Below are 25,168 nucleotides of genomic sequence, written 5' to 3' on the forward strand. Positions count from 1 at the left end.
ATTCGACCGGGGACCGCCATGGATGACAAAGAAATTACCGAGCTGCTCGACCGCATCCTCGCCCCGTGGGTCCGCGCGCTCACGCTGACCCCGGTCAAGGTCGACGAAGAAAGTGCGACTTTGCGCCTGCCGTTTTCCGGCGGGCTGCGCCATTCCGGCGGCGTGATCTGCGGCCAGGTCTTTATGGCGGCCGCCGACACGGCAATGATTGTCGCGATTTCGGCCGCGCTTGGCGGCTTCAAGCCGATGAGCACCGTCTCGCTCAACATCAGTTTCATGCGCGCGGTTCGCAACGGCGACGTGCTGATCACCGCGCGCGTGCTGCGCATGGGCCGCAATCTCGTGTTCGGCGAAGTCGAGTTATTCGACGAAGCCGGCAACATGGCCGTCCATGCCACCACTACCTACGCGCTGTTCGACTGAGGCCCGAAACGGGCCCGCAAGCTGCATTAGAGGAAAAAGCCAAGATGTTCGATCAGGTCGTATTCGCCGGCGGCGGCAATCGCTGCTGGTGGCAGGCGGGATTCTGGGACGTGGTGCAGCCGGAGCTGGATATCCGTCCGCGCGTCATCGCCGGCATTTCGGCCGGCGCCGCCACCGCGTGCATGCTCTACACGCGCGATTCCGACTGGGTCATGCGCTATTACGAAGACGCGCTGCGCCACAACACCCGCAACGCGTACTGGGGCAATCTGCTGCGCGGCGAATCGGTTTTTCCGCATTACCGGATCTACCGGCAGGCGCTGCTCGACATCTACAGCGACAAATTCTCCACGCTCGCCGAAGCGCCTGAAATCCGCATCGGGGTCTCGCACCTACCGCGCTGGCTGGGCGCGCGAAGCGCGGTCGCCGCGGGCCTGATCGCGTACAACATCGAGAAATACGTGCGCAAAACGTTGCATCCGACACTGGGTCAGACGCTCGGTTTTCATCCGGAATTCGTGCGCGCGCAGGATTGCGCGACGGTCGAGGATCTCGCCGATCTGATTCTGCAATCGTCGAGTACGCCGCCGTTCACGCCGGTTTTACGGCGCAATGGCCGGCCGGTGCTGGATGGCGGGATGGTCGACAACGTGCCGGTCGGGGCGCTCGACGCCGAGGCGCCCGGCAACGTGCTGGTGATGGTCACGCGCCTTTATCCCCGGCCGCAGATGTTCGTCGTGCCGCACGGCGTGCAGCAACGGCTCTACGTGCAGCCGTCGCGCAAGGTGCCGATTTCGAGTTGGGATTACACGAGTCCGTCGCAGATGGTGCACGCGTACAACCTCGGCCGCACCGACGGCGAGGCCTTTCTGGAACGCATGCCCGATCTGCTGGAAGCCGGCGCGCACGAAGCGCGCTGAGGTGAGCAACGGGGGCTCGGTTTCCAGGACCGCTGCGCGGGTCGCAGGCCGCGCGCCAACGAGATTGGCGCGCAGGTTGAAGCCCGAAACTACCGCGAAGGATTAACGCCGACGCCCACCCTGCAACGCTTCCGCATTCGCCACGCTGGTCGTATCGCCGGCGTCGAAAGCCAGAATGTTCTGGAATGCCGCGGTGAAATACAACTCGTAGCTCTCGCGCTCCACGTAGCCAATGTGCGGAGTGCAGATCACATTCTCCATGCGCAGCAGGCTGTAGCCCTGCAGAATCGGCTCGCTTTCGTAGACATCGATCGCGACCATCCCCGGACGGTTGTGCGACAGCGCGCTCACCAGCGCGTTTTCGTCGAGCAGTTCGGCCCGGCTCGTGTTCACGAGCAACGCGGTCGGCTTCATCCGCATCAGATCTTCCTGCTTGACGATGCCGCGCGTGTCGTCATGCAGACGCAGGTGCAGCGACAGCACATCGCTCTGCTCGAACAGTGCCTCGCGGCTCTCGGCCACACCATATCCATCAGCGCTTGCCGCTTCACGCGAATGCTCGCGACCCCAGATCAGCACGTTCATACCGAACGCCTTGCCGTATCCGGCAACTAGCCGGCCGATCTTGCCGTAACCCCAGATCCCCAGCGTCTGACCACGCAATACCTGACCCAAACCAAAGTTCGGCGGCAGTGCCGACGTCTTCAAACCGGATTGCTGCCAGGCTCCTTGCTTAAGGTTTGCTACGTATTGCGGAATCCGCCGCTGAGCCGCCATGATGAGGGCCCACGTCAGTTCGGCCGGTGCGATCGGTGAGCCGCTGCCTTCCAGCACGGCGATGCCGCGCTCGGTACAGGCTGCCAGATCGATATGGCTGGAGACCTTGCCAGTCTGACTGATCATGCGCAAACGCGGCAACTTGTCGAGTAGTTGGGAGCTGATGCGGGTACGTTCGCGAATCAGGACCAGAGCGTCGACTTCGGAGAGACGGCTCGCCAGCTGACCGAGACCGCGGACGGTGTTGTTGAAAACTTTGACCTCATGGTCGGCAAGCAGTTGAAAGCAGTCGAGCTTGCGGACGGCGTCCTGGTAATCGTCGAGGATGGCAATCTTCATGGTATGTGTCTTGCGGCGCACCTTAGCGGTGCGGAACGGAGTGTTATGCTGACTGTCCCACCATGTGACCTAGGTCACATGCCGGTCTGGCTGGATGCCTTACCGTAGAAGTTGCCGCGAAGAACGGCAGCGCCACGGCAAGGCCGATTGACATCGTTTTTAACAGTTTGTTGCGTGTTGAGGCAAGTCGCTTTACAGACGGTTGCAGAAGGCCGTCGGCAAGGCCGTTCGGGCACCTCCGCGCAACAGGCCGTGTGGCCCACGATGATCTGCACAATTGCGCGTCGGTTTGTAGAAATGTCGGCGCGATGAATTGAACGCCTCTCGCATGCAGCATCGCTGGGCTTGTACCGTTTTTCTATTGCTTTCAAAACGGAGACAAGTCGATGAATCATCCCTCATTCGAAGGACAACCCACCGTCGAGGCGTCCGCAGGGGCGCCCGAGTGGGTCAAACACCGAAAACTGATCGACTGGGTCCAGCGCGTTGCCGCCAAGACCAAGCCCGATCGAATCGTCTGGTGCGACGGTTCACAGGAAGAGTACGACCGCCTGTGTGCCCAGATGGTCGAAGCCGGCACTCTCAAGAAGCTCAATCCCGCCAAACGTCCTAATTCCTATCTCGCATGCTCCGATCCGTCGGACGTGGCGCGCGTCGAAGACCGCACGTTCATCTGCTCAAAGCGCCGGGAAGATGCCGGGCCAACCAACAACTGGATCGAACCGGCTGAGATGCGCTCGACGCTCGACGGCCTGTTCGACGGCGCCATGCGCGGCCGCACCATGTACGTTGTGCCGTTCTCGATGGGGCCGCTCGGTTCGCCGATCGCGCATATCGGCGTCGAGTTGAGCGACAGCCCGTACGTGGTGACCAACATGCGCATCATGACGCGCATGGGTCGCAAGGTGTACGAGGTGCTGGGCGAAGACGGCGAGTTCGTGCCATGCGTGCATTCGGTCGGCGCGCCGCTCGCGGCCGGCGCGAAAGACGTATCGTGGCCGTGCAATGACACCAAATACATCGTCCATTTCCCCGAATCGCGCGAAATCTGGAGCTACGGCTCGGGCTACGGCGGTAATGCGCTGCTCGGCAAGAAGTGCTTCGCGCTGCGCATCGCGTCCACGATGGGTCGCGACGAAGGCTGGCTCGCCGAACACATGCTGATTCTTGGCGTGACGTCGCCGGAAGGGCGCAAGCATCACGTCGCGGCGGCGTTTCCGTCGGCTTGCGGCAAGACCAACTTTGCCATGCTGATTCCGCCGGAAGGCCTGAACGGTTGGAAAATCTCCACGATCGGCGACGATATTGCGTGGATCAAACCGGGTAAGGACGGCCGTCTGTACGCGATCAACCCTGAGGCGGGCTATTTCGGCGTCGCACCGGGCACGAGCGAAAAGACCAACTTCAACGCGATGGCCACGCTGAAGGAAAACGTCATCTTCACGAACGTCGCGCTGACGGACGACGGCGACGTCTGGTGGGAAGGCATGACCAACGAGCCGCCCGCGCACCTGATCGACTGGCAGGGCAAGGACTGGACGCCGGCGAGCGCGAAGGAGAGCGGGCGCAAGGCCGCGCACCCGAACGCGCGTTTCACGGCGCCAGCCTCGCAATGTCCGTCGATCGACGCCGACTGGGAGAACCCGGCGGGTGTCGCGATCGACGCGTTCATTTTCGGCGGTCGCCGTTCGACCACAGTGCCGCTCGTCACCGAAGCACGCAACTGGGTCGAAGGCGTCTACATGGCGGCGACCATGGGCTCGGAAACAACCGCGGCGGCGGCGGGGCAGCAAGGCGTGGTGCGCCGCGACCCGTTCGCGATGCTGCCGTTCTGCGGCTACAACATGAGCGACTACTTCGGGCACTGGCTGAAAACCGGCGAGCGTCTCGAGAAACTGAGCGCGAAGCTGCCGAAAATCTTCTGCGTCAACTGGTTCCGCAAGGGCGCGGACGGCAAGTTCGTCTGGCCGGGCTTCGGCGAGAACATGCGTGTGTTGAGCTGGATGGTCGGGCGCGTTGAAGGCAAGGCGCAAGGTCAGGAGCACGCGTTCGGTGTGTCGCCGCACTACGAAGACATCGACTGGAGCGGCCTGGATTTCAGCCGCGAGCAATTCCAGCAGGTGATCTCGGTCGACGACGCGGCCTGGCGCGACGAACTCGCGCTGCATGCCGCGCTGTTTGACACATTGCAGCAAGGTCTGCCGCCGGCTTTGACCGAGGCAAAACGCGCGCTTGAGGGAAAACTCGCTGCCTGATTAGGTGAGTGTTCACTTCGCACGGAAGCCGCCTTCGGGCGGCTTTTCTTTTCCAGTCCGACCCCGCATCGCGACTTTTTCGGATTTCGCAATGCCGGGGCGACCTTTGCATCTGTTCGAACAAAAAAGACAGTGCAAGCTGCAGTGCAGCAGATTGTTGCTTCCTTCGAAACAATCGAGGTTCATGCCCCACACTGGGGAGTACAGTGGCACAAATATCGACAATATTTCCGCTTTGGCGGGCAACTTCTGCACGATTTCGCGAGTCGTAGGAGAATTCCAAGTTCGCTTCACTGGTTTTCACTAATTGTCAGGAAGCAGTAACACGGCAGGAGTTGTCCTATGGATCATTTGCAGTCGATGCGAGTTTTCGTCAAAGTGGCGGATCTCGGCAGTTTTGCCCGCGCTGCGAGCGCGATGGATATTTCCAACGCAGTTGCCACCCGTCACGTTGCCGACCTCGAAGGCCGTCTTGGTACGCGGCTGCTCAATCGCACAACCCGCAGCTTGTCTCTGACCGAATCCGGCCAGGTTTATCTCGAGCGTGCGCGCCAGATTCTCGACGAACTGGAAGACGTCGAGCAGATGGTGGTCGCGCGCAATCACGAACCCGTCGGCACATTGCGAATAGTCGCACCGGTCGTGTTCGGGTTACATAACCTCGCGCCCGTGCTACAGACGTACGCGGAGCGCTATCCGAAAGTCATTCCCGATGTCACGCTGGTGGACCGTCAGGTCGATCTGGTCGAAGAAGGTTTCGACGTGGGCGTGGTGGTCACGCGGCAAATGCGCAGTGCGAGCATCGTCACGCGTCGTTTGACCACCGGTTGTATGACGGTGTGCGCGACGCCCGCGTATCTGGAAAAGCACGGCACGCCCACGCGTCCCGAGCATCTTCTCGAGCATCCGTGCCTGAGCTTGCCCTCCGAGTATTGGGGCGACGAGCGTGTATTCACGGGCTCCGAAGGTGAACTGCGCGTGCGGCCGGTCAACGTGATCGTGGCCAACAACACGGAAATGCTGCGTCAGTTCGCGTTGCTCGGCATGGGCATCGCGATTTTGCCGAGCTATCTGATCGGCCGCGACATGACGCGCGGCAGGCTCGTGCGTTTGCTCGGCGATTTCCGTTTGCCGCAAGTCGAGATCAACATCGCGTATCCGAGCCGTCGTCACTTGCCGGCAAAGGTGCGTACGTTTATCGATCATCTGGTCGAGCATTTCAGCCAGACGCCGAACAGTCTGCTCGGCGAGCAGTGGATCAAGGACGGCCTTGGGAGGCCCGCCACGTCCACAGCGCTCGATTCGGCGGACCCCATGCCGCCGGAAGCGTTCGACGGCGCTGAGCCGCTGTCACGGCTGCTGGATAGCGAGTTGTCGCCAGTGCCGAAGACTTTGGGAAAGACGACGAATCGTCCACGGCCCACCGCTCTGTCGCCGCTGTAACTAGTCTGGCGATGGCGCTGGCGGCGCTTGAGGTAAGCGCTGTCTGGCCGACAAATAAAAAGGCGCAGTCACGTAAGTGACTGCGCCTTTTTTCCTGGCAATTTCGGAGCTGGCCGCAAGCTGAATGCGCTTCCGGCCACCCGTCCGGATTACGAACCGGTCTTGCGCGCTGCCGTTTTCTTGGCCGGTGCTTTCTTGGCCGCTGCGGTCTTTGCAGCCGCAGTCTTGGTCGCGGCCGCTTTCTTCGCTGCTACCTTCTTGGCGGCTGGTGCAGCCTTCACTGCGACCGCTGCATCTTCATCGTCCGACTCCGGCGCTGTCTTCGCTGCCGTCTTAGCGGCCGCGGTTTTCGCTGCTGTCTTGGCCGACGGCTCTTTCTTCTCGAATTCGAAGCCGATCTTGCCGTCGTTCTGCTTGACGAGGAACGCCTTGAAGTTGCGGCCGGTACGCGACGACTTGAAGTTCGTCAGCAGGTCGGTGCGTCCTTCTTCGAGCAATTTCGCCATCTGCTCACGCGCGATTTCCTGCTGCAGAATCACCTTGCCCGAGCGGAAGTCGCAAGTCTTCGGATTTGCAACCGAGTTCTCGCAGACATAGCTCATGCCGTGTTCGAACACGCGACCCTTGCACTTCGGGCATGCGCCGATCGATTGTTGCTCGGAGAAGTCAGGCGGTTCGCCGTCTTCTCCGCCCGAATCCTGACCGAAGTCGAACTCGAGCTTGTAGTTCTTGATCTCGTCATCCAACGAGAGCTTCAGGATCGCGGAGAACGGACGGCCCATCTTGCTGCGGAAACCCGACAGCGGTCCGATCGTCTTGTTCTGCAACAGATCTTCAACTTCCGGAATTTCGAACTGACGTCCGCCCGGAATCTTGGAGATCGAGAACTCGCACTTCGAGCACGCGAAGCGCCGATAGTTTTCCTTCACCTGACCGCCGCAATTCGGACATGGCGTCTGCAACGTCGCGTAATCGCCCGGGATCGTGTCGGAATCGTATTCCTTCGCGCGCTTGACGATGGTTTGCGTCATGCGGGCGATTTCTTGCATGAACGCGTCGCGCGGCAGGTTGCCACGCTCCATCTGCGAGAGCTTGTATTCCCATTCGCCGGTCAATTCCGGCGCGGTCAGTTCCTTCACGCCGAGGCCGCGCAACAGCGTCATTAGCTGGAAAGCCTTGGCGGTCGGAATCAGATCGCGGCCTTCGCGGATCAGATACTTTTCGCCGAGCAGCCCTTCGATGATGGCGGCGCGCGTGGCAGGCGTGCCGAGCCCCTTGGCCGCCATGGCTTCGCGCAATTCGTCGTCTTCGACGAGCTTGCCCGCGCCTTCCATGGCCGACAGCAAGGTCGCTTCGTTGTAGCGTGCGGGCGGTTTCGTCACCAGTTGCTGGGCGGCGATCTTGTCCGTCTTGACCTTCTCGTTTTTTTGCACCGGCACGAGGTTCGCGTCTTCACCGCTGATTTCGCGGCCATAGACCTGTAACCAGCCCGGTTCGACCAGCACCTTGCCTTCAGTCTTGAAGTGATGGCCGACCACTTCCGTGATCCGCGTCGTCACACGAAATTCGGCGGCCGGGAAGAATACCGACAGGAAGCGCTTCACAACCAGGTCGTAGAGCTTCTGTTCCGGTTCGGACAGATTCTTCGGCGCCTGCAGCGTGGGGATGATTGCGAAGTGGTCGCTGATCTTCGAGTTATCGAAGATGCGCTTGTTCGGCTTTACCCAGCCCTTGTCCAACACCTGCTTGGCAAACGGGAGATAGTTGTTGCTCTCCTTGAGCATGCCGAGCGTTTCCTTGACCGTATCCATATAGTCTTCCGGCAACGCGCGCGCGTCGGTACGGGGATAGGTCAGCACCTTGTGCTTTTCGTACAGCGCCTGAGCGAGGCCAAGCGTGTTCTTGGCCGAGAAGCCGAAGCGGCCGTTGGCTTCACGCTGCAAGCTGGTCAGGTCGAATAGCGCCGGCGACAGTTGCGTGGATGGCTTCGATTCTTCTGTCACCGTGCCGATCTGGCCACGGCAGGCCGCGACGATTGTCTCAGCTGCAGGCAGTGCCCACAGACGCGAATCGCGCTTTTCAGGATCGAACTCGTCGCGCTTGAATTTCGGATCGAACCAGCGGCCTTCGTAGAAGCCGCCCGCGCAGACGAAATCCGCCTTCACTTCCCAATAATCACGCGGCACGAAGCGGCGAATCTTTTCTTCGCGCTCGACGACGATCGACAGCGTCGGTGTTTGCACCCGGCCGACCGTGGTCAGGAAGAAGCCACCGCCCTTGCTGTTGAACGCGGTCATGGCCCGCGTGCCGTTGATGCCGACCAGCCAGTCCGCTTCCGAGCGGCAGCGCGCCGCGTCGGCGAGCGGCTGCATTTCTTCGTCGCTACGCAGACGGGCAAAGCCGTCGCGGATCGCACCGGCCGTCATGGATTGCAGCCACAGGCGCTGCACTGGCTGCTTGGCTTTCGCGTGCTGCGCGATCAGGCGGAAAATCAGCTCGCCCTCGCGCCCCGCGTCACATGCGTTAATCAGGCGGTCGATGTCTTTACGCTTGAGCAGCTTGGTCAGCACCTTCAGGCGCGACTCGCTCTTGGCGATCGGATTCAGATCGAAATGCGGCGGAATGACGGGCAGGTTGGCGAAACTCCACTTGCCGCGTTTGACTTCATAGTCTTCGGGCGCGGCGATTTCCAGCAAGTGGCCGACTGCCGAGGAAAGGACATAGTCGTCGCTTTCGTAGTATTCGTCATGCTTGGTAAAACCGCCCAAAGCGCGCGCGATGTCGTTCGCGACGGAAGGCTTTTCGGCGATGATCAGTGCTTTGGACATGACTCGATGTGAGGTTGGTAGATCCGGGTTGATGGCCTTGAGTGCGCGAATAAGCGCGCGACCCTCGTTTGCGACCTTTGCGACCCAATAACGACCGCTTTATAGCACACGGCGCGAGAGCGGCGTGTCAAGTGCCATAAAAAGCGCGCCATGATAGTTGCGCGCTCCGTAACTGGGCAAGCTGCGGTAAACGCGCCGTGTACCGCTCGCAACGCCCGTGCCGCAAGGTTCAGCGGCTGGTGGTCAGATTCATGCGACGGCCAGCGCGGGCCGCAATTTGGGCGCGCCGCTGACGCCGGGCACGGCCGTCAGGTCAGACAACATCCGCTCCACAATCGCTGCCTGCGGCAAAACCGTGCCAAAAAAACGTGTCGTTACTGAGTCTTCGATCAGGATGGTGGGGAAATTCTCGACATCCAGATCGTCGAAGCGGTCCGCATGGGTTTCGATGTCGATCCAGGCGAAACAGATCTCCGGATGCTTATCCGCCAGCCGGTTGAAGGCATCCCGATACTCACGGCAGGTCCCGCACCACTCCGCGCACAAGCAGGCAACGAACAGCGTGTCGGGTTCATTGACGCGCTCGGCAATCCGGTCAGGGTCCGTGTCGAGATTTAGCGCGGGCATGGTGGTTCCTTGCGTACTTTTGTCAGGTGCTTTGGCGCGAATGTAGCATGGCCGATCCCGAATCGTGGTCAACCCTCGTCAATGCGGGGTCAGCCGTGGGTCCCTCGCGTGAAGCGGCCGCCGGGCAGCGCGGTCACCTGGCCGGCGAGTTCGAGTTGCAGCAGCGTGTTTTGCAATGCCGCGTCCCCCATCTCGGTGCGGGTGGCAAGAATTTCAAGCGTAGCGGGGGCATGACCGAGTGCGTCGAGGAGTTGCAATGCTTCGGCGCTCATGGCCGGCGGCTGCGTTGCTGGTGATGCAGGCGCCGCGACCGCCGGTTTGTCGAAGCCCAATTCCTCCAGCACCTCATCGGGCGTTTCCACCAACTTGGCGCCCTGCTTGATAATTCGATGACAACCGCGCGACAACGGTGCGTGGATCGAGCCGGGCAATGCGAAGATATCGCGCCCCATTTCATTGGCAAGCCGAGCCGTGATCAGCGAGCCCGAGCGCATAGCAGCCTCGACGATCACAACCCCGCTGACGAGGCCGGCGATCAAGCGGTTACGCTGCGGAAAATTGGCGGCGCGCGCCGGCGTGCCGAGCGGCCATTCCGAAAGGATCGCGCTTTGCGCAGCAATCTGCCGCGCCAGCGCGTGATGCGCGGCCGGATACACGAGGTCCGCGCCAGTGCCGATCACGGCCACCGTGCCGCCGACACCTTCCAGTCCGCCCCGATGCGCGGCACCGTCGATACCCAGCGCCAGCCCCGACACGATAGTGACGCCGGCTTGCGAAAGCTCACGCGCGAAGCGCTCGGCGTCTTCAACACCTTGCGGTGTCGCGCTGCGGCTGCCCACCAGGGCGACCGCCCTCGTGTGCAACATATCCAGCCGACCCTTTATATATAGTAGCGGCGGCGGATCGGGCATGGTCAGCAGCGCGGGCGGGTAGGCAGGATCGTCGAGGGTCGCCACGTGGTTGCCGGGCAGCTCGCGCCATGCGATCACCGCGTCGAGTTGCGTGTCGAAGTCTGGGCTGGGCGGTGCCAGCACAGCGCGCGCCGTAGCCTCGCCCGCGATCGCGGCAAGTGCCTCGGGCGATTGATTGAAAATCGCTTCCGGCAGTCCAAAAGCGCTCAGCAGTAAACGCAGGGCAGCGGGTTTCAGCCCCGGCGCGAGCGAAAGCCGCAGCCAGGCGGCGAGTTCAATATCGGTTGCGGGCAAGGTACGCATTGAAAGTCGATCCTCTTACAGGGCCAGCGGGCAGGCGGGCGCCATGCTAAAATTTTCATCATCCGAAATAACTGCAGCGCCGCGCCCACCCGCGCGGGCTCGTCGTTTAGCGCACGTGGCGCGTTGAATCGAACCGGTTCGACACCCTCTATCGTCTGCGTAACGCGATGCGCCCACAACCTGGCCGAATGGCCAACGCTAGCCTTCCACCGGTCAGCGGCGCCTATAAAACACACTCAAGATCATGGCTTTACTAAACATCATCAATTACCCGGACAAGCGGCTGCACAAGATTGCGAAGCCGGTCGAAGTGGTCAACGACCGCATCCGCCGGCTCGTCGCCGACATGGCCGAAACGATGTACGCCGCGCCCGGCGTCGGCCTCGCGGCGACCCAGGTGGACGTGCATGAACGCGTGGTCGTGATCGACGTGTCGGAAACGCACGACGAACTGCTCGCTTTCATCAACCCGGAAATCGTCTGGTCGAGCGACGAGAAGAAGCTCTCGGAAGAGGGCTGCCTCTCGGTGCCGGGCATTTACGACAACGTCGAGCGCGCTGAGAAAGTGCGCGTGCGGGCGCTGAACGAAAAGGGCGAAACCTTCGAGTTGGATTGCGAAGGGTTGCTGGCCGTGTGCATTCAGCACGAAATGGATCACCTGATGGGCCGCGTGTTCGTCGAGTACCTGTCGTCGCTGAAGCAGACGCGCATCAAGAGCAAGATGAAGAAGCTCGCCCACGCGATGTAATGCGCGTCCACCTCGCCTACCGCCCCCGTTCATGAGTCATTCGTTGCGCGTCATCTTTGCCGGTACGCCGGAGTTCGCCGCGGCCGCGCTGGCCGCGATCCACAGCGCCGGGTTTCCGGTGCCGCTCGTGCTGACCCAGCCCGACCGGCCCGCAGGACGCGGGATGAAATTGCAGGCGAGTCCGGTGAAGCGCTACGCGCAGGAGCATGAACTTGCCGTGGCGCAGCCGCCTTCGCTGCGCCGCGCCGGCAAATATCCCGCTGAAGCCGCCGCTGCTATCGACCGGTTGTGCGCTACGCCGCACGACGTGATGGTGGTGGCTGCGTACGGCCTGATCCTGCCGCAGGAAGTGCTCGATATTCCGCCGCTGGGCTGCATCAACATTCACGCGTCGTTGTTGCCGCGCTGGCGCGGCGCCGCGCCGATCCACCGCGCGGTCGAAGCGGGCGACGCTGAAACCGGCATCACCTTGATGCAAATGGACGTCGGCCTCGACACTGGCGCAATGATCTCCGAAGCACGCACGCCGATTTCCAACGACGACACCACGGCCACCCTCCACGACCGTCTCGCACAAGACGGCGCGAGGCTGATTGTCGAGGCGCTGATCGAACTCGAGCGCAGCGGCAAGCTGGCGGCAACGCCGCAACCGGCGGACGGTGTGACCTACGCGGAAAAGATCGGCAAGCACGAGGCTGCGCTCGACTGGCGTAAGCCGGCCGCAGTTCTCGCGCGCCAGGTGCGCGCGTTCGACCCGTTCCCCGGTGGCGTGAGCACGCTGGAAGACGACACGTCGATCAAAATCTGGGCGGCGGTTCCGGTCGAGGCGCGTGGCAACAGCGCGCCCGGCACGGTCGCCGACGTCTCCCCTGAAGGCGTCGTGGTCGCCTGTGGTGAAGGCGCACTGCGTCTCACGCAACTGCAAAAGCCCGGTGGCAAGCGCTTGCCGGTGCGCGAATTCCTGGCCGGCGCAACGCTGGCCGCGGGTCAGCGTTTCCAGCTTCCCGAAGCAAAATAACCGCCTTGCGCAATCCTTGAATATCGTCCATTCGGCCGATGTTCAAGAGCCCCGCCGCGGGCCTGCCGCGCGTTAGAATCCTCTATGCAACGGCCCGCGTTTAGAGGATCCCCATGTTTGGCATCACCCATTTCGAGTTTTTCGTCGTCGCAGTCTTTCTGCTGAACGTGACGCCCGGCCCCGATACGGCTTACATCGTCGGGCGCAGCGTCGCGCAGGGCCGGGGCGCAGGCCTGATGTCCGCGCTCGGCATCTCCGCCGGTTGCTGCGTTCATTCGCTTGCTTGTGCGTTCGGCTTGACGGCGCTGCTGGCCGCTTCGGCCACCGCGTTCACGGTCATCAAGTTCGTCGGCGCTATTTATCTGATCTATCTGGGCGTGCGCCTGATTTTCGCCAAGCCGGCGGCAGACCAGGCGGTGGGCGAAGCGCGCGCGGCCGGTGCGCCGAAATCGTTGCGTCAGTTGTTCCTGCAAGGCTTCTGGACCAATGTGCTGAACCCCAAGGTCGTGCTGTTCTTCGTGTCGTTTTTTCCGCAATTCGTCACCACGAGCAGCGACCATAAGGCGCTGGCGTTCCTCACGCTCGGCGTGGTCTTCGTCATGATGAGCATGGTCTGGAACAGTTTTGTCGCGTGGATTGCCGGCAGCGTGACCCGCCGTTTCTCCGGCAAGCCGTTGGTGAAGAAGTGGCTGGACCGCGGCGTCGGCAGTGCATTCGTCGGCTTGGGCCTCAAGCTCGCCACTGCATCAAGATGATTGAATTTTCCTCACGCGCCCATATCTAACATTTCGCTTACAATCAGCAGCCGCGATCATGCGGCGCAGATATGAACCCGCGTCAGGGCAAGGAGTTGCAGACATGTTCAATTGGGTCAAAACCGCGATGTTGATGGCCGCGATCACGGCCCTTTTCATCGTGATCGGCGGGATGATCGGCGGGTCGCGCGGCATGACGATCGCGCTCGTGATCGCCCTTGGGATGAATTTCTTTTCGTACTGGTTCTCGGACAAGATGGTCCTGCGCATGTACAACGCGCAGGAAGTCGACGAAAACAGTGCGCCGCAGTTCTACCGCATGGTGCGCGAGCTCTCCACCCGCGCGAATTTGCCGATGCCGCGCGTCTACCTGATCAACGAAGACGCGCCGAACGCGTTCGCCACCGGCCGTAATCCGGAGCATGCGGCCGTCGCCGCCACCACCGGCATCTTGCGTGTGCTGTCCGAGCGCGAAATGCGCGGCGTGATGGCGCATGAACTGGCGCACGTGAAGCACCGCGACATCCTGATCTCCACGGTTTCAGCCACCATGGCGGGCGCCATTTCCGCACTGGCGAACTTCGCGATGTTCTTCGGCAGCCGCGACGAAAACGGCCGTCCGACGAACCCGATCGCGGGCATCGCCGTTGCGTTGCTCGCGCCGATCGCCGGTGCGCTGATTCAGATGGCGATCTCGCGTGCACGCGAATTCGAAGCGGACCGCGGCGGTGCGCAGATTTCCGGCGACCCGCAGGCGCTCGCCTCGGCGCTCGACAAGATTCATCGCTACGCGAGCGGGATTCCGTTCCCCACGGCCGAGCAGCATCCGGCCACCGCACAGATGATGATCATGAATCCGCTGTCGGGCGGCGGCATCGCGAATCTGTTCTCGACGCACCCGGCCACCGAGGAACGCATCGCGCGTTTGATGGAGATGGCGCGCACGGGGCGCTTCGAGTAACGGCGCACTGATCCGGCGTGACGAAAGGCGAGTCTGCGGGCTCGCCTTTTTTGTTCGAGCACCACCCCCGGTCCGCCCTCGGCGGCCTCCAACCCGCGCCACGCTACAATGTGTGCTGTTTGCGTCGCGCGTACCGCGCGGCCTGCCTTTGCCTCTTTCATGACTCCAAAGCCTTCTTCGCGTTCTGCTACTCCATCGGCGCGTCCGCGCGAATCCCGTTTGTCGATGCTGCACCTCGCGCCCGAATCGCTCGGTTTTGCGCTCGACTGCGCGGGCCAGGCCGTTGGCGCCGTGCGCCTCGGCGCGGCCTTGCCGGCTGCGCTGCAATCCGTGTTCGTCTCCGCGCCTGAAGGCAGCGCCGCCGCTGCGCGCGGCGCAGTGCAGGACATCGCGTACCGCACGATGCGGCGTCTGGCGACCGCCGAGTGGCTGATCGCGAAGCTGGTGAAGAAGGCGCCGCCGCCGCACGTCGGTCATGTGCTCGCCTGTGCGCTCGCCTTGCTCGTCGACGACGAAGCGAACGCCGCCTATGCGCCGTTCACGGTTGTCGATCAGGCGGTGAGCGCAATCGCCGCGCGCCGTGAATTCGCGTTCGCAAAGGGTCTCGTCAATGCCGTGCTGCGCAATTTCCTGCGCGAGCGTGAGGCGCTGCTGAGCGCAGCGCAAGCCGACGAAGTCGCGCGCTGGAACTACCCGGCGTGGTGGATCGATGCGGTCAAAGCTGCGTGGCCCGAGGCATGGCAAGCCGTGCTCGCTGCCGGCAATACGCAAGGTCCGCTGACGTTGCGCGTGAACGCACGCCGCTCGACAGTCGATGCCTATTTGCAGGTGCTGCACGACAATCACATCCCCGCGAGCAGAGCCGGCGAATACGCCGTCAAGCTCGCTACACCGATGCCGGTCGACCGCATCCCCGGTTTCAACGACGGCGTGGTGTCCGTGCAGGACGCCGGCGCGCAGCTCGCCGCGCAACTGCTCGGCGTGCGTGACGGCATGCGCGTGCTCGACGCGTGCGCCGCGCCTGGCGGCAAAACCGGCCACCTGCTCGAACTCGCCAACCTGCAGCTCGTGGCGCTCGAAAGCGACGCGTCGCGCGCGCGCCGCATTGGTGAAAACTTGCAGCGGCTCAAGCTCGAAGCGGAAGTGCGTATCGGCGATGCGGGTGCGCCGGCAAAATGGCATGACGACATCGACCAGCCGTTCGACCGCATTCTGGCTGACGTGCCGTGTTCGGCCTCGGGCATCGTGCGACGTCATCCGGATATCCGCTGGCTGCGCCGCGCGTCTGATATTCCCGCGCTGGTCGCCGAGCAGCGCCGCATTCTCGACGCGCTGTGGCCGCTCGTGAAGCCAGGGGGCGAGTTGCTCTACGTTACGTGTTCGATCTTCCCCGAAGAAGGCGAGTTGCAGGCGCAGTGGTTTGGAAACAAGTATCAGGATGCGGTACGATTGGACGCGCCGGGGCAACTTTTACCCTCAGTCGCTCGCGCGCCCGCCGACACATCGGCCGGTTCCCATGCCGGACACGCCGCTGAAGACAGCGCCGGCTCGAACTCAGACCACGACGGATTTTTCTACGCGCGCTTTCAGAAACGGTGAATATAAAACGCTTCTTCCCGCTTCGGCTCGCTGCCGTGCTCTGGATCGTGCTGGCCGTATGGCTCGCCGTACCGGGCGCGGCGTATGCCGATTCGATCGCGGTGCAGCGCGCCTCGCTACAATCGGACAACACCGGCTGGAACCTCGACGCGCGTTTCGACTTCGACCTGAACAGCAATCTCGAAGACGCCGTCAACAAGGGCATTCCGCTGTACTTCACGACCGACTTCGAACTGAGCAGGCCACGCTGGTACTGGTTCGACGAGCAGCCGGTAAGCGTGTCGCAGAGCATTCGCCTGTCGTTCCAGCCGCTCACGCGTGAGTACCGTGTGTCGAGCGTGTCGTCGGGTGGGTTGCAGCTCGGCTTCACGACGCTGAAAGATGCGCTCGCCGTGATCAAGCACATTACGTCATGGCATGTGATCGATCGCAATCAGGTGCATGTCGGGGAGACGTACAACGCGTCGGTGCGCATGCAGCTCGACATCGCGCTGATGCCCAAGCCGTTCCAGATCGACGCGGTGAACAACCGCGACTGGAGCCTATCGTCCGAGTGGAAACGCTTTACCTTCACGGTGACCGAACGTGCTAAATAGAGTGCGCCGAGCCACCAGCGTCAGCAGCATCGTCGTGCGCGTGCTGGTGTCCACGGTCGCCGTGACGGCCGTGCTGCTGCTCGTGCTGCTTGCAGCAGCGAGCGCGAATACAGAATTCTTCGACCGCTATTACCAGTGGCTGTATGCGGCCAACCTCGTGGTCGCGATGATCTTTTTGCTGGTGGTGGCGACGCTCGTCATCATCATCATTGCGCGCCTTAGGAAAGGTAAGTTCGGCACGCGGCTATTAGCGAAACTCGCGTTCTTCATGGCGCTGGTTGGCGTGGTGCCGGGCGGCATCATTTACGTTGTCTCGTACCAGTTCGTGTCTCGCAGTATCGAATCGTGGTTCGACGTGAACGTCGAAACCGCCTTGACCTCGGGCCTGAATCTTGGCCGCGGCATGCTCGACGCCTCGCTGTCCGATCTGCAGACCAAGGGCCGCTTGATGTCCGAGCAGCTCGCAAGCGCGGATGCCGCCGGCACGACGCTCACGCTCTTGCGCTTGCGCGATCAGTTCGGCGTGCAGGAGGCAACGATCGTCGAACCCACGCGCAGCATGTCGGGCGCGACGCCGGATATGCACGTGATCGCGCAGGCGTCCGGCAATTACGCGACCCTCGTGCCGAACGACTTGCCCACGCCGCTGATGATCGATCAGGCGCGTGGCCGCGGTTACGCAGCGATCGAAGGCGAACTCGATGGCGATCCGCATGCGCATGGCAGCAAGGGCGCGTTGCGGCTGCGCGTCGTGCAGCGCATTCCCGATGCGAACGCGTCGCTGCTGCAGCCCACCGAACGCTTCCTGCAACTCACGCAGCCGGTGTCGCCCACGCTCGCGCGTAATGCCGATGCGGTGCAGCGGGCCTATCGCGAGTATCAGGAGAAGGCGCTGGGCCGCACCGGCTTGCGCAAGATGTACATCGGCACGCTGACGCTTGCGCTGTTCCTCGCCACCTTCATCGCGATGATGCTGGCACTTGCGCTCGGTAATCAGCTTGCGCGGCCGTTGTTCCTGCTCGCGCAGGGCACCAAGGAAGTGACCGAGGGTGACTACACGCCGAAGCGTGAAATCAAATCGCGCGACGAATTGGGCTTTCTCACGCAGTCGTTCAACGCGATGACGCGGCAGCTGTCCGAAGCGCGCGCGGCGGTCGAGAACAACCGCATCGCGCTCGAGCATTCCAAGGCCTATCTGGAAAGCATTCTCGCGAACCTGACCGCTGGCGTGTTCGTGTTCGACCGGCAGTTCCGCCTCACCACCGCGAACCGCGGCGCTGAGCGGATTTTCCGTCAGCAGTTCCAGGAAGTGCTGGGTTCTGCGCTTGAGCAGATCGGCGTGTTGAGCGAATTCGGCGGAATGGTGCGCAAGGCGTTTGCCGATCGCGAAGCCGCGAGCGGCGACGGTCACGACGACCGCGGCCACTGGCAGCAGCAGTTTTCGGTGCAGGTGCCGGGCGAGACTGAACCGCTCACCTTGCTTGTGCGCGGCGCGCGCCTTGTGTCAGCCACTGACCGCGACGCGGAAGACATGCAGACTTCCGGCTACGTGATCGTGTTCGACGATATTTCGGATGTGATCTCCGCGCAGCGTTCAATCGCCTGGGGCGAAGTGGCGCGGCGTCTTGCGCACGAGATCAAGAATCCGCTCACGCCGATTCAGCTCTCCGCCGAGCGTTTGCAGATGAAGCTTGCTGACAAGCTCTCGCCATCGGATGCCGATGTGCTGAAGCGCGGCGCGACCACCATCGTCAATCAGGTCGCGGCGATGAAGCAGATGGTCGACAATTTCCGCGACTATGCGCGTACGCCGCCGGCGGTGCTCGCGCATCTGCAATTGAACGAACTGGTCAGCGAAGTGCTAACGCTGTACGGTATCGAGGAAGGCAAGGGCGCGATTCAAGTGGAGCTCGCAGACTTGCCGGCGATTCGCGGCGACGCGACGCAATTGCGTCAGGTGATTCACAACCTGCTGCAGAATGCGCAGGACGCCGTAGCCGACGTCGAACAACCGCATGTGTTGCTCGAGACGAGGACAGTAGAATACGGAGACCCCGACGCGGAAGGCAAGGTACACGTCGCGGTGCGTCTGACAGTATCGGATAACGGACCGGGCTTCCCCGCGCGTATCCTCACACGTGCATTCGAACCTTACGTGACGACCAAGGCCAAAGGTACAGGTCTCGGTCTTGCGATGGTCAAGAAGATCGTCGACGAACACGGCGCGCGCATCGACATTCGCAACCGCATGAAAGCGGGCGATGTGATCGAAGGCGCGCAGATTTCGATCCTCTTCCTTCAGCTGGCAGACGATGCTACGGCGCCTGGAGCAGGGCCGCGGCCGACGCATGAGAATGCGTCGCAGGGAACGACAAAAGCAACAGTGCAGACAAGGGCAGCGTAAATGGCAACCATCCTGGTGGTAGATGATGAAATGGGCATCCGGGAATTGCTCTCGGAGATCCTGAGCGACGAGGGGCATGTCGTGGAGGCCGCGGAAAACGCGCAGGAAGCGCGCGAATTCCGCTTGCGCCAGGCGCCAGACCTGGTGCTGCTCGACATCTGGATGCCCGATACCGACGGCGTGACCTTGCTCAAGGAATGGGCCGCGCAAGGGCAGTTGACCATGCCGGTGATCATGATGTCCGGTCACGCAACCATCGATACGGCGGTTGAAGCAACCAAGATCGGCGCACTCAATTTCCTCGAGAAGCCGATTGCGTTGCAGAAGCTGCTGAAGGCAGTCGAGCAAGGCCTGGCCCGCGGCAATGCGGCAGGTGCGCCGGGCGGCGCGGTCGCCAAGCCGGTGTTGCCGGTCAGCGCTTCGGCCGTGGCATCGGCTGCCGCGTTGCCGATGCTGTCGTCGGACGGCATGGGCAGCGGTGCGTTGGCCGCGCAAACGGCGTCGATCTCGTTCGACATCCCGTTGCGCGACGCGCGCGATGCGTTCGAGCGTGCTTACTTCGAATATCACCTCGCGCGCGAGAATGGCAGCATGACGCGCGTCGCGGAGAAGACTGGCCTCGAGCGCACGCACTTGTATCGCAAGCTCAAGCAGCTCGGTGTTGATCTCGGTAAGAACAAAGGAGAGTGAGAAGGGGGAGCGGCACGCGCAATGCGCGCAGGTTCGGGCGCGGCAGATTTTTTCGAGAAGGGGCTTGCCGTGCTGCTGACCCTTTGATATTATTTCGTTCTTCGTTGGCCCGGTAGCTCAGTTGGTAGAGCAGCGGATTGAAAATCCGCGTGTCGATGGTTCGATTCCGTCCCAGGCCACCAGGATTCAGCCCCAGGAAATCGCAAGATTCCTGGGGCTTTTCCTTTTTATGTCCGGTTTCTGACGGGCTTCGTGGCGGCATGGCTTGCTTGCCGCGGCACGCGGGGCGTGCTCGGCGGCATTGGGCGTCGCGTGATAAAATCGCGACAGTTCAAGGACTTGCATGCGAGTGCGCCACTGGCGCGCCAACGCACCAGACTCGTCTTTTCGTATCCTGAAGCTGGACCTTTTGCGCACTCTGCCGCAACACGGCAAGGCTGCAACAGGTGGCGAACCCTTCGCCCGACGATTAACGGTATAAGCGCCCAGCGACTCTGCATGTGGAAGGCGCGGCCTATACTGCTTTGGGCCGGCAGCAGTGCCGGCACGCGTCACGCCGCGTTGCTTGCATGGCGCACCTCGCGCAGCGCGACGTGGCACTCATCATTCACGGAGTTTCACGGTGATCCGCAAAGACGCTAAACGGAGCGCTCTGGTGCTGTTTTCCGGCGGCCAGGATTCCGCCACGTGCCTCGCCTGGGCGCTCGAACGTTATGAAACGGTCGAGACACTGGGCTTCGATTATGGCCAACGGCACCGAGTCGAACTCGAATGCCGCGAAGGGTTTCGTAACGCAGTGGTGCGCGCTTTTCCGGCGTGGGCCGACCGTCTCGGCGAAGATCACATGATCGACCTGTCGGTGCTCGGTTCGATCAGCGATACCGCGATGACGCGCGAGATCGAGATCCACGCTACCACGAACGGTTTGCCGAATACGTTCGTGCCGGGCCGCAATCTGATGTTCATGACGATCGCTGCGGCCATCGCGTATCGGCGTGGTTTGCAGGTGCTGGTCGGCGGCATGTGCGAGACTGACTTCTCGGGCTACCCCGATTGCCGCGACGACACGATGAAGGCATTGCAGGTCGCGCTGAACCTCGGCATGGACACGCGTTTCCTGCTCGAAACGCCGCTGATGTGGCTCGACAAGGCCGACACGTGGCGTCTCGCGCACGAGCTGGGCGGCGACGAACTGGTCGAACTGGTGCGCGTCGAAACGCATACCTGCTATGTTGGTGAGCGTGCCGAGTTGCATGCATGGGGCTTCGGCTGCGGCGAATGCCCGGCCTGCCGCTTGCGCAAACGAGGTTATGAAGCGTACTTGGCCGGCGAGAAGGTGACCGAGCCGGTCTGACGGTCTCACGACAGTTTTACGCTAGCGCACCGTGCGAGCGGGCGCAGCGCAGGCGATTATTTTCAGGAACACAAGGCAGAAAGCAGCATGACTTACGCGGTCAAGGAAATCTTCTACACATTGCAGGGCGAGGGCGCGAATGCCGGGCGTCCGGCCGTGTTCTGCCGGTTCGCCGGCTGCAATCTGTGGTCGGGCCGCGAAGAAGATCGTGCGGAAGCTGTCTGCCAGTTCTGCGACACGGATTTTGTCGGGACCGACGGCGAGAACGGCGGCAAGTACCGTACGCCCGAAGAGCTGGTGCAGATGATCGCGTCGCAATGGCCGGAAGGCGAGGGCGAGCGCTTCGTGGTCTGCACGGGCGGTGAACCGATGCTGCAGATCGATCAGCCGTTTGTCGATGCGCTGCATGCCGCCGGCTTCGAAATCGCCATCGAAACCAACGGCTCGCTGCCGGTGCTCGAGACGATCGACTGGATTTGCGTGAGCCCGAAGGCCGACGCGCCGCTCGTCGTCACCAAGGGCAACGAACTGAAGGTCGTGATTCCGCAGGACAACCAGCGTTTGTCCGAGTATGCGAAGCTCGACTTCGAGTATTTCCTCGTCCAGCCGATGGACGGCCCGTCGCGCGAGCTCAACACCAAGCTCGCGATCGACTGGTGCAAACGCCATCCGCAATGGCGCCTGTCGATGCAGACCCACAAGTATCTGAACATTCCCTGATTTGCCGTGCTGACGATTACACGAAAACTCGAATTCGACGCGGGCCACCGCATCCCCGATCACCGCAGCCAGTGCCGTAATCTGCACGGGCATCGCTATGTGCTCGAAATCACGCTGCAAGGCGACCTGGTCGACACTGAAGGCGCGCCGGATCGCGGCATGGTGATGGACTTCGCCGACGTGAAGTCGCTCGCGGTCGAGCATCTGGTCGACAAGTGGGACCACGCGTTCCTCGTCTACGAAGGCGATACGCAGGTGCGCGGTTTTCTGGAAACCATGGCGGGGCACAAGACGGTCGTGCTCGATCGCATCCCGACCGTTGAAAATCTCGCCGCCGTCGCGTTCGACATCCTCGCGAACGTCTACGACGCGCATTACGGCGTGAATCTGCGTTTGCATAAGGTGCGTTTGTTCGAGACGCCGAACTGTTGGGCCGACGTGGTCCGCGATTAAACTCGGGGCCGCACGACCCAAGCTCACGGCCGCAACTTCCGCGGCCCAACCTCCGCGTTATTGTCACGGTATGATCGCTCCGATAACCACACGGAGCGAGACATGCCGGTCACCGCATTGCGTCGCAGCAGGCATTCAGGCCGTCACGGCCTTGGCGTTGGCCGGTTCCGCCACGCCAGCATCTTCACCCGTGTTTCAGGCGATGTGTCCCATCGCCAGGGAGCGCGGCAATGAGCACCTTCACGAATCCCCTCAAGCAACGTCTGAAAGAAGCCGATCCGCTGTTCGGTCTGTGGCTTTCGCTCGGCAGCGATTCTGCAGCCGAGGCGCTCGCGCACGCCGGTTTCGACTGGCTGCTGATCGACATGGAGCATGCGCCCAACGATAGCGGCGACGTCACCTCGCAATTGCGCGCGATCGCCGCCGCGCATCTGCCGAGCGAACCGGTCGTGCGCGTGCCCGCGAGCGAGGCGTGGCTCGTCAAGCGCGTACTCGACGCCGGCGCGCGCACGCTGATGTTCCCGAACATCGAAAGCGCGGAAGAGGCGGCACACGCCGTGCGTCTGACGCAGTATCCGACCGCCAATGCGCTCGACGGCCAGCGCGGCGTCGCCGGCGCGGTGCGGGCGGCTTCGTACGGCATGCGGCGCGACTACGTGCAGACTGCTAACGCGCAGATCGCGATCATCGTGCAGATCGAGTCGGCGCGCGGCTTGCAGGAAGTCGAGGAGATCGCGGCGACGCCGGGCGTCGATTGCCTGTTCGTCGGGCCGGCCGATCTCGCCGCGAGCCTTGGCCACCTCGGCGATTCGAAGCATGCCGACGTGCAGACGGCGATGGCGCGCATTGTCAGCGCCGCCGACAAGGCCGGTATCGCCACGGGAATTTTTGCTATGGATGTCGCGAGCGCAAAGCAGCATCGCGATGCAGGTTTTCGTTTTATCGCTCTGGCCGCCGACGTCATGTGGATGTTGCGCGCGACCCGCCAGGCGTTGCAGGAGGTGAGGACATGAAGGGGATGGTGCAGTGCGTCGCGGTGCGTCTGGCGGTCACAGCGGCGTTGATGGCGAATGTGACGGCGTATGCGCAGGACAACCGCGTCGCGAAGTCGAACGATCCGGAGACGCAAAACGCGGTCGCCGATTACAACGCCGGCAATATGGGCGCGGCGCTTGCTGAGTTCCGTAAAGCGGCGGAGCACGGCAGCCGGCTTGCCGAGTTCAATTACGCGATGATGCTGCTCAACGGTGAAGGGACCAAAGCGAACGTCGACGAAGGCAAGAAGTGGCTGCGCAAAGCCGCCGATGCCAACATGTCGCACGCGCAGTACGTGTACGGCAAGATGTACGACGACGGTGAGTTCGTCGGGCGTGATCCGGTCGAAGCGCATCGGTGGTTCCTGAAGGCCGCGCAGCAGGGGCACGTGCAGGCGGAACTCGCGCTGGCCAACCAGTTCCTCGATGGCCGCGGCACGACTCGCGATAACCAGCAGGCGTTCATCTGGTACAAGAAGGCCGCGCAAGGTGGCGACATGACTGCGCAGTACGTGACCGGCTCGTTCTACGAACGCGGTGGCGATGGTGTCGACAAGAACCTGAACGTAGCGCGCGCGTATTATGCGGCAGCGGCGGCACAGGGCGATCCGGCGGCGAAGCTCAAGTATCAGCAACTGAGCGCGCAATTGCGGGATCAGAAGGAAGTGAAACCGCAGTAAATGAAGCCGCAGTCAATGAAAAAGGGGCGCTCCTGACGGTGCGCCCCTTTTGTTTATTGGGCCAGCTGTGGTCTGCTTTGACTTCGCGTCATTTGGCTCGGCATCCCTCGCTTCTGCAGCCTTCGGCTCTGCGGTCTGCGCCTTGAGTTGTAAGCCCTAAGCTCCGCCCCGCTCTAACTCTGCATCAACCGCTTCTGCCGCGCGACGCTCATGATGAGGCCGATCGCGACCCCCAGCGTAGTGAGCGCGGTGCCGCCATAACTCATGAATGGCAACGGCACGCCCACCACCGGTAAGATCCCGCTCACCATGCCGATGTTGACGAACGCGTAGGTGAAGAACGCCATCGTCAGCGATCCGGCCAGCAGCCGCCCAAACAGCGTCGCCCCATTGGCCGCGATATACAGACCGCGCGCAATCAGCAGCATATAAAGCGTGAGCAGCACGATCCCGCCCGCCAGCCCGAACTCCTCGGAAAACACCGCGAAGATGAAGTCGGTGTGCTTCTCGGGGATGAACTCCAGATGCGCCTGGGTACCCTTGAGCCAGCCCTTGCCGAGCGGGCCGCCCGAGCCGATGGCAATCACCGCCTGGATCGTGTGGAAGCCCTTGCCAAGCGGATCGGACGTCGGATCGAGCAGCGTACAGATACGGTGCTTCTGATAATCGTGCATGAGCGGCCACTGCACTTCCGGCTGACAGATCTTGTCCTGGAACGCCGCAATGGAGCCGACCGCGATCACGCCGGCAATCAACACCGGCACGATCAGCTTGAAGCTCAGCCCCGCGAAGTAAATCACGAAGAAGCCGGCCGCGAACACCAGTACGGCGGTGCCGAGATCAGGCTGCTTCGCGATCAAACCGACCGGCACAATCAGGATCAGGAAGCCGACCAGAAAGTCGTACCAGCGCATCACACCTTCGCGGCGCTGGTAGTACCAGGCCAGCATCAGTGGTGTGGCGATCTTCAGAATCTCCGACGGCTGGATCACCACGCCGACGTTGATCCAGCGTTTGGCACCCTTGCGCGTGAGGCCGAACAGCGCTACCGCAACCAGTAACGCGATCCCGAACGTATAGAGCGGGACCGCGAAGCGCATCAGCGTGGTGGGCGGCACATTGGCCAGCGCCCACATCAGTACGAACGTCAGCATGATGTTGCGCAGTTGGTCTTCCACCCGGCCGGGCATGTCCAGCGTCGCGCTGTATAGCGTGACGATGCCGACGCACAGCAGCAGAAACACGATCAGGGCGAGCGGCCGGTCAAAGCCCACGAACATCCGCTTGATGCGGTCGAGCCAGGCGCGCTTGTCGAATTGCATGCCTTTCT

The 25,168-nt window shown here is 62.3% G+C and carries 22 protein-coding genes and 1 tRNA gene; 18 read left to right on the top strand and 5 right to left on the bottom strand.

Annotation, left to right across the window (positions count from 1 at the left end):
• Window positions 1–18: 18 nt before the first annotated feature.
• Together GNZ13_RS13105 and GNZ13_RS13110 are read left to right on the top strand one after the other, a co-directional pair.
• Window positions 19–423, top strand: coding sequence for a PaaI family thioesterase (locus tag GNZ13_RS13105; protein WP_172164617.1), 405 nt, complete (start codon window positions 19–21; stop codon window positions 421–423).
• Between the two features lie 44 nt (window positions 424–467).
• Complete coding sequence (locus GNZ13_RS13110; protein ID WP_172164620.1) at window positions 468–1,343, top strand: patatin-like phospholipase family protein; 876 nt, start codon at window positions 468–470, stop codon at window positions 1,341–1,343.
• Between the two features lie 102 nt (window positions 1,344–1,445).
• Here GNZ13_RS13110 and GNZ13_RS13115 read toward each other — a convergent pair whose 3' ends face one another.
• Window positions 1,446–2,459: a D-2-hydroxyacid dehydrogenase family protein gene (locus GNZ13_RS13115; RefSeq protein ID WP_172164623.1), complete on the bottom strand. Its 1,014-nt coding sequence runs from the start codon at window positions 2,457–2,459 to the stop codon at window positions 1,446–1,448.
• 386 nt (window positions 2,460–2,845) lie between these two features.
• Between GNZ13_RS13115 and GNZ13_RS13120 the strand changes: the two genes are divergently transcribed.
• Both GNZ13_RS13120 and GNZ13_RS13125 read left to right on the top strand, forming a co-directional pair.
• Window positions 2,846–4,714 carry a phosphoenolpyruvate carboxykinase (GTP) gene (locus tag GNZ13_RS13120; protein ID WP_172164626.1) on the top strand — a complete coding sequence of 623 codons (1,869 nt, stop codon included), beginning with the start codon at window positions 2,846–2,848 and terminating at the stop codon, window positions 4,712–4,714.
• 342 nt (window positions 4,715–5,056) lie between these two features.
• Window positions 5,057–6,157, top strand: coding sequence for a LysR family transcriptional regulator (locus GNZ13_RS13125; protein ID WP_172164629.1), 1,101 nt, complete (start codon window positions 5,057–5,059; stop codon window positions 6,155–6,157).
• A gap of 149 nt (window positions 6,158–6,306) precedes the next feature.
• On the opposite strand, the gene GNZ13_RS13130 is transcribed toward GNZ13_RS13125, so the two are convergent.
• The 3 genes from GNZ13_RS13130 to dprA form a co-directional block, all read right to left on the bottom strand.
• Entirely contained in the window at window positions 6,307–8,985 is a 2,679-nt protein-coding gene (locus tag GNZ13_RS13130) for a DNA topoisomerase III (RefSeq protein WP_172164632.1), read from the bottom strand.
• 249 nt (window positions 8,986–9,234) lie between these two features.
• Window positions 9,235–9,612, bottom strand: a complete 378-nt coding sequence (locus GNZ13_RS13135; RefSeq protein WP_172164635.1) for a thioredoxin family protein — start codon at window positions 9,610–9,612, stop codon at window positions 9,235–9,237.
• 89 nt (window positions 9,613–9,701) lie between these two features.
• A complete protein-coding gene (gene dprA, locus GNZ13_RS13140; protein WP_172164638.1) occupies window positions 9,702–10,826 on the bottom strand; it encodes a DNA-processing protein DprA in 1,125 nt (374 codons plus the stop codon).
• Window positions 10,827–11,070: 244 nt separating this feature from the next.
• Here dprA and def point away from each other — a divergent pair, with 244 nt between their 5' ends.
• The 14 genes from def (at window position 11,071) to GNZ13_RS13210 (ending at window position 23,838) form a co-directional block, all read left to right on the top strand.
• On the top strand, window positions 11,071–11,574 hold the full coding sequence (def, locus tag GNZ13_RS13145) for a peptide deformylase (protein WP_172164641.1): 504 nt from the start codon (window positions 11,071–11,073) through the stop codon (window positions 11,572–11,574).
• Window positions 11,575–11,605: 31 nt separating this feature from the next.
• A complete protein-coding gene (gene fmt / locus GNZ13_RS13150; RefSeq protein WP_172164644.1) occupies window positions 11,606–12,592 on the top strand; it encodes a methionyl-tRNA formyltransferase in 987 nt (328 codons plus the stop codon).
• Between the two features lie 113 nt (window positions 12,593–12,705).
• A complete protein-coding gene (locus GNZ13_RS13155; protein WP_172164647.1) occupies window positions 12,706–13,347 on the top strand; it encodes a LysE family translocator in 642 nt (213 codons plus the stop codon).
• A gap of 103 nt (window positions 13,348–13,450) precedes the next feature.
• On the top strand, window positions 13,451–14,308 hold the full coding sequence (gene htpX, locus GNZ13_RS13160; protein ID WP_172164650.1) for a zinc metalloprotease HtpX: 858 nt from the start codon (window positions 13,451–13,453) through the stop codon (window positions 14,306–14,308).
• 159 nt (window positions 14,309–14,467) lie between these two features.
• Complete coding sequence (rsmB, locus tag GNZ13_RS13165; protein ID WP_172164653.1) at window positions 14,468–15,907, top strand: 16S rRNA (cytosine(967)-C(5))-methyltransferase RsmB; 1,440 nt, start codon at window positions 14,468–14,470, stop codon at window positions 15,905–15,907.
• On the top strand, window positions 15,904–16,503 hold the full coding sequence (locus GNZ13_RS13170) for a DUF4390 domain-containing protein (protein ID WP_172164656.1): 600 nt from the start codon (window positions 15,904–15,906) through the stop codon (window positions 16,501–16,503). Before rsmB ends, GNZ13_RS13170 begins: the two co-directional genes overlap by 4 nt.
• Window positions 16,493–18,907 (top strand): sensor histidine kinase, encoded by a 2,415-nt coding sequence (locus tag GNZ13_RS13175; RefSeq protein WP_172164659.1) that lies wholly within the window; start codon window positions 16,493–16,495, stop codon window positions 18,905–18,907. The genes GNZ13_RS13170 and GNZ13_RS13175 overlap by 11 nt, the downstream gene beginning before the upstream one ends.
• Entirely contained in the window at window positions 18,908–19,597 is a 690-nt protein-coding gene (gene esaR / locus GNZ13_RS13180) for a response regulator transcription factor EsaR (RefSeq protein WP_172164662.1), read from the top strand.
• Window positions 19,598–19,703: 106 nt separating this feature from the next.
• Window positions 19,704–19,779 (top strand) — tRNA-Phe (locus GNZ13_RS13185).
• 440 nt (window positions 19,780–20,219) lie between these two features.
• Window positions 20,220–20,951 carry a 7-cyano-7-deazaguanine synthase QueC gene (gene queC, locus GNZ13_RS13190; protein ID WP_172164665.1) on the top strand — a complete coding sequence of 244 codons (732 nt, stop codon included), beginning with the start codon at window positions 20,220–20,222 and terminating at the stop codon, window positions 20,949–20,951.
• Between the two features lie 87 nt (window positions 20,952–21,038).
• Window positions 21,039–21,671, top strand: a complete 633-nt coding sequence (queE, locus tag GNZ13_RS13195; protein ID WP_063494463.1) for a 7-carboxy-7-deazaguanine synthase — start codon at window positions 21,039–21,041, stop codon at window positions 21,669–21,671.
• Between the two features lie 9 nt (window positions 21,672–21,680).
• Window positions 21,681–22,124 (top strand): 6-carboxytetrahydropterin synthase QueD, encoded by a 444-nt coding sequence (gene queD, locus GNZ13_RS13200; protein WP_093634683.1) that lies wholly within the window; start codon window positions 21,681–21,683, stop codon window positions 22,122–22,124.
• 230 nt (window positions 22,125–22,354) lie between these two features.
• The gene (locus tag GNZ13_RS13205; RefSeq protein ID WP_172164668.1) at window positions 22,355–23,137 is read left to right on the top strand and encodes an HpcH/HpaI aldolase family protein; all 783 of its coding nucleotides are present in this window, start codon (window positions 22,355–22,357) and stop codon (window positions 23,135–23,137) included.
• The gene (locus tag GNZ13_RS13210; protein ID WP_172164671.1) at window positions 23,134–23,838 is read left to right on the top strand and encodes a tetratricopeptide repeat protein; all 705 of its coding nucleotides are present in this window, start codon (window positions 23,134–23,136) and stop codon (window positions 23,836–23,838) included. The genes GNZ13_RS13205 and GNZ13_RS13210 overlap by 4 nt, the downstream gene beginning before the upstream one ends.
• A 173-nt stretch (window positions 23,839–24,011) precedes the next feature.
• Here the strand turns inward: GNZ13_RS13210 and rodA are convergent, their stop codons facing one another.
• A complete protein-coding gene (gene rodA, locus GNZ13_RS13215; protein ID WP_172164674.1) occupies window positions 24,012–25,160 on the bottom strand; it encodes a rod shape-determining protein RodA in 1,149 nt (382 codons plus the stop codon).
• Window positions 25,161–25,168: the final 8 nt, after the last annotated feature.

It is taken from the genome of Paraburkholderia elongata (genome assembly GCF_013177735.1).
GTDB lineage: Bacteria > Pseudomonadota > Gammaproteobacteria > Burkholderiales > Burkholderiaceae > Paraburkholderia > Paraburkholderia elongata.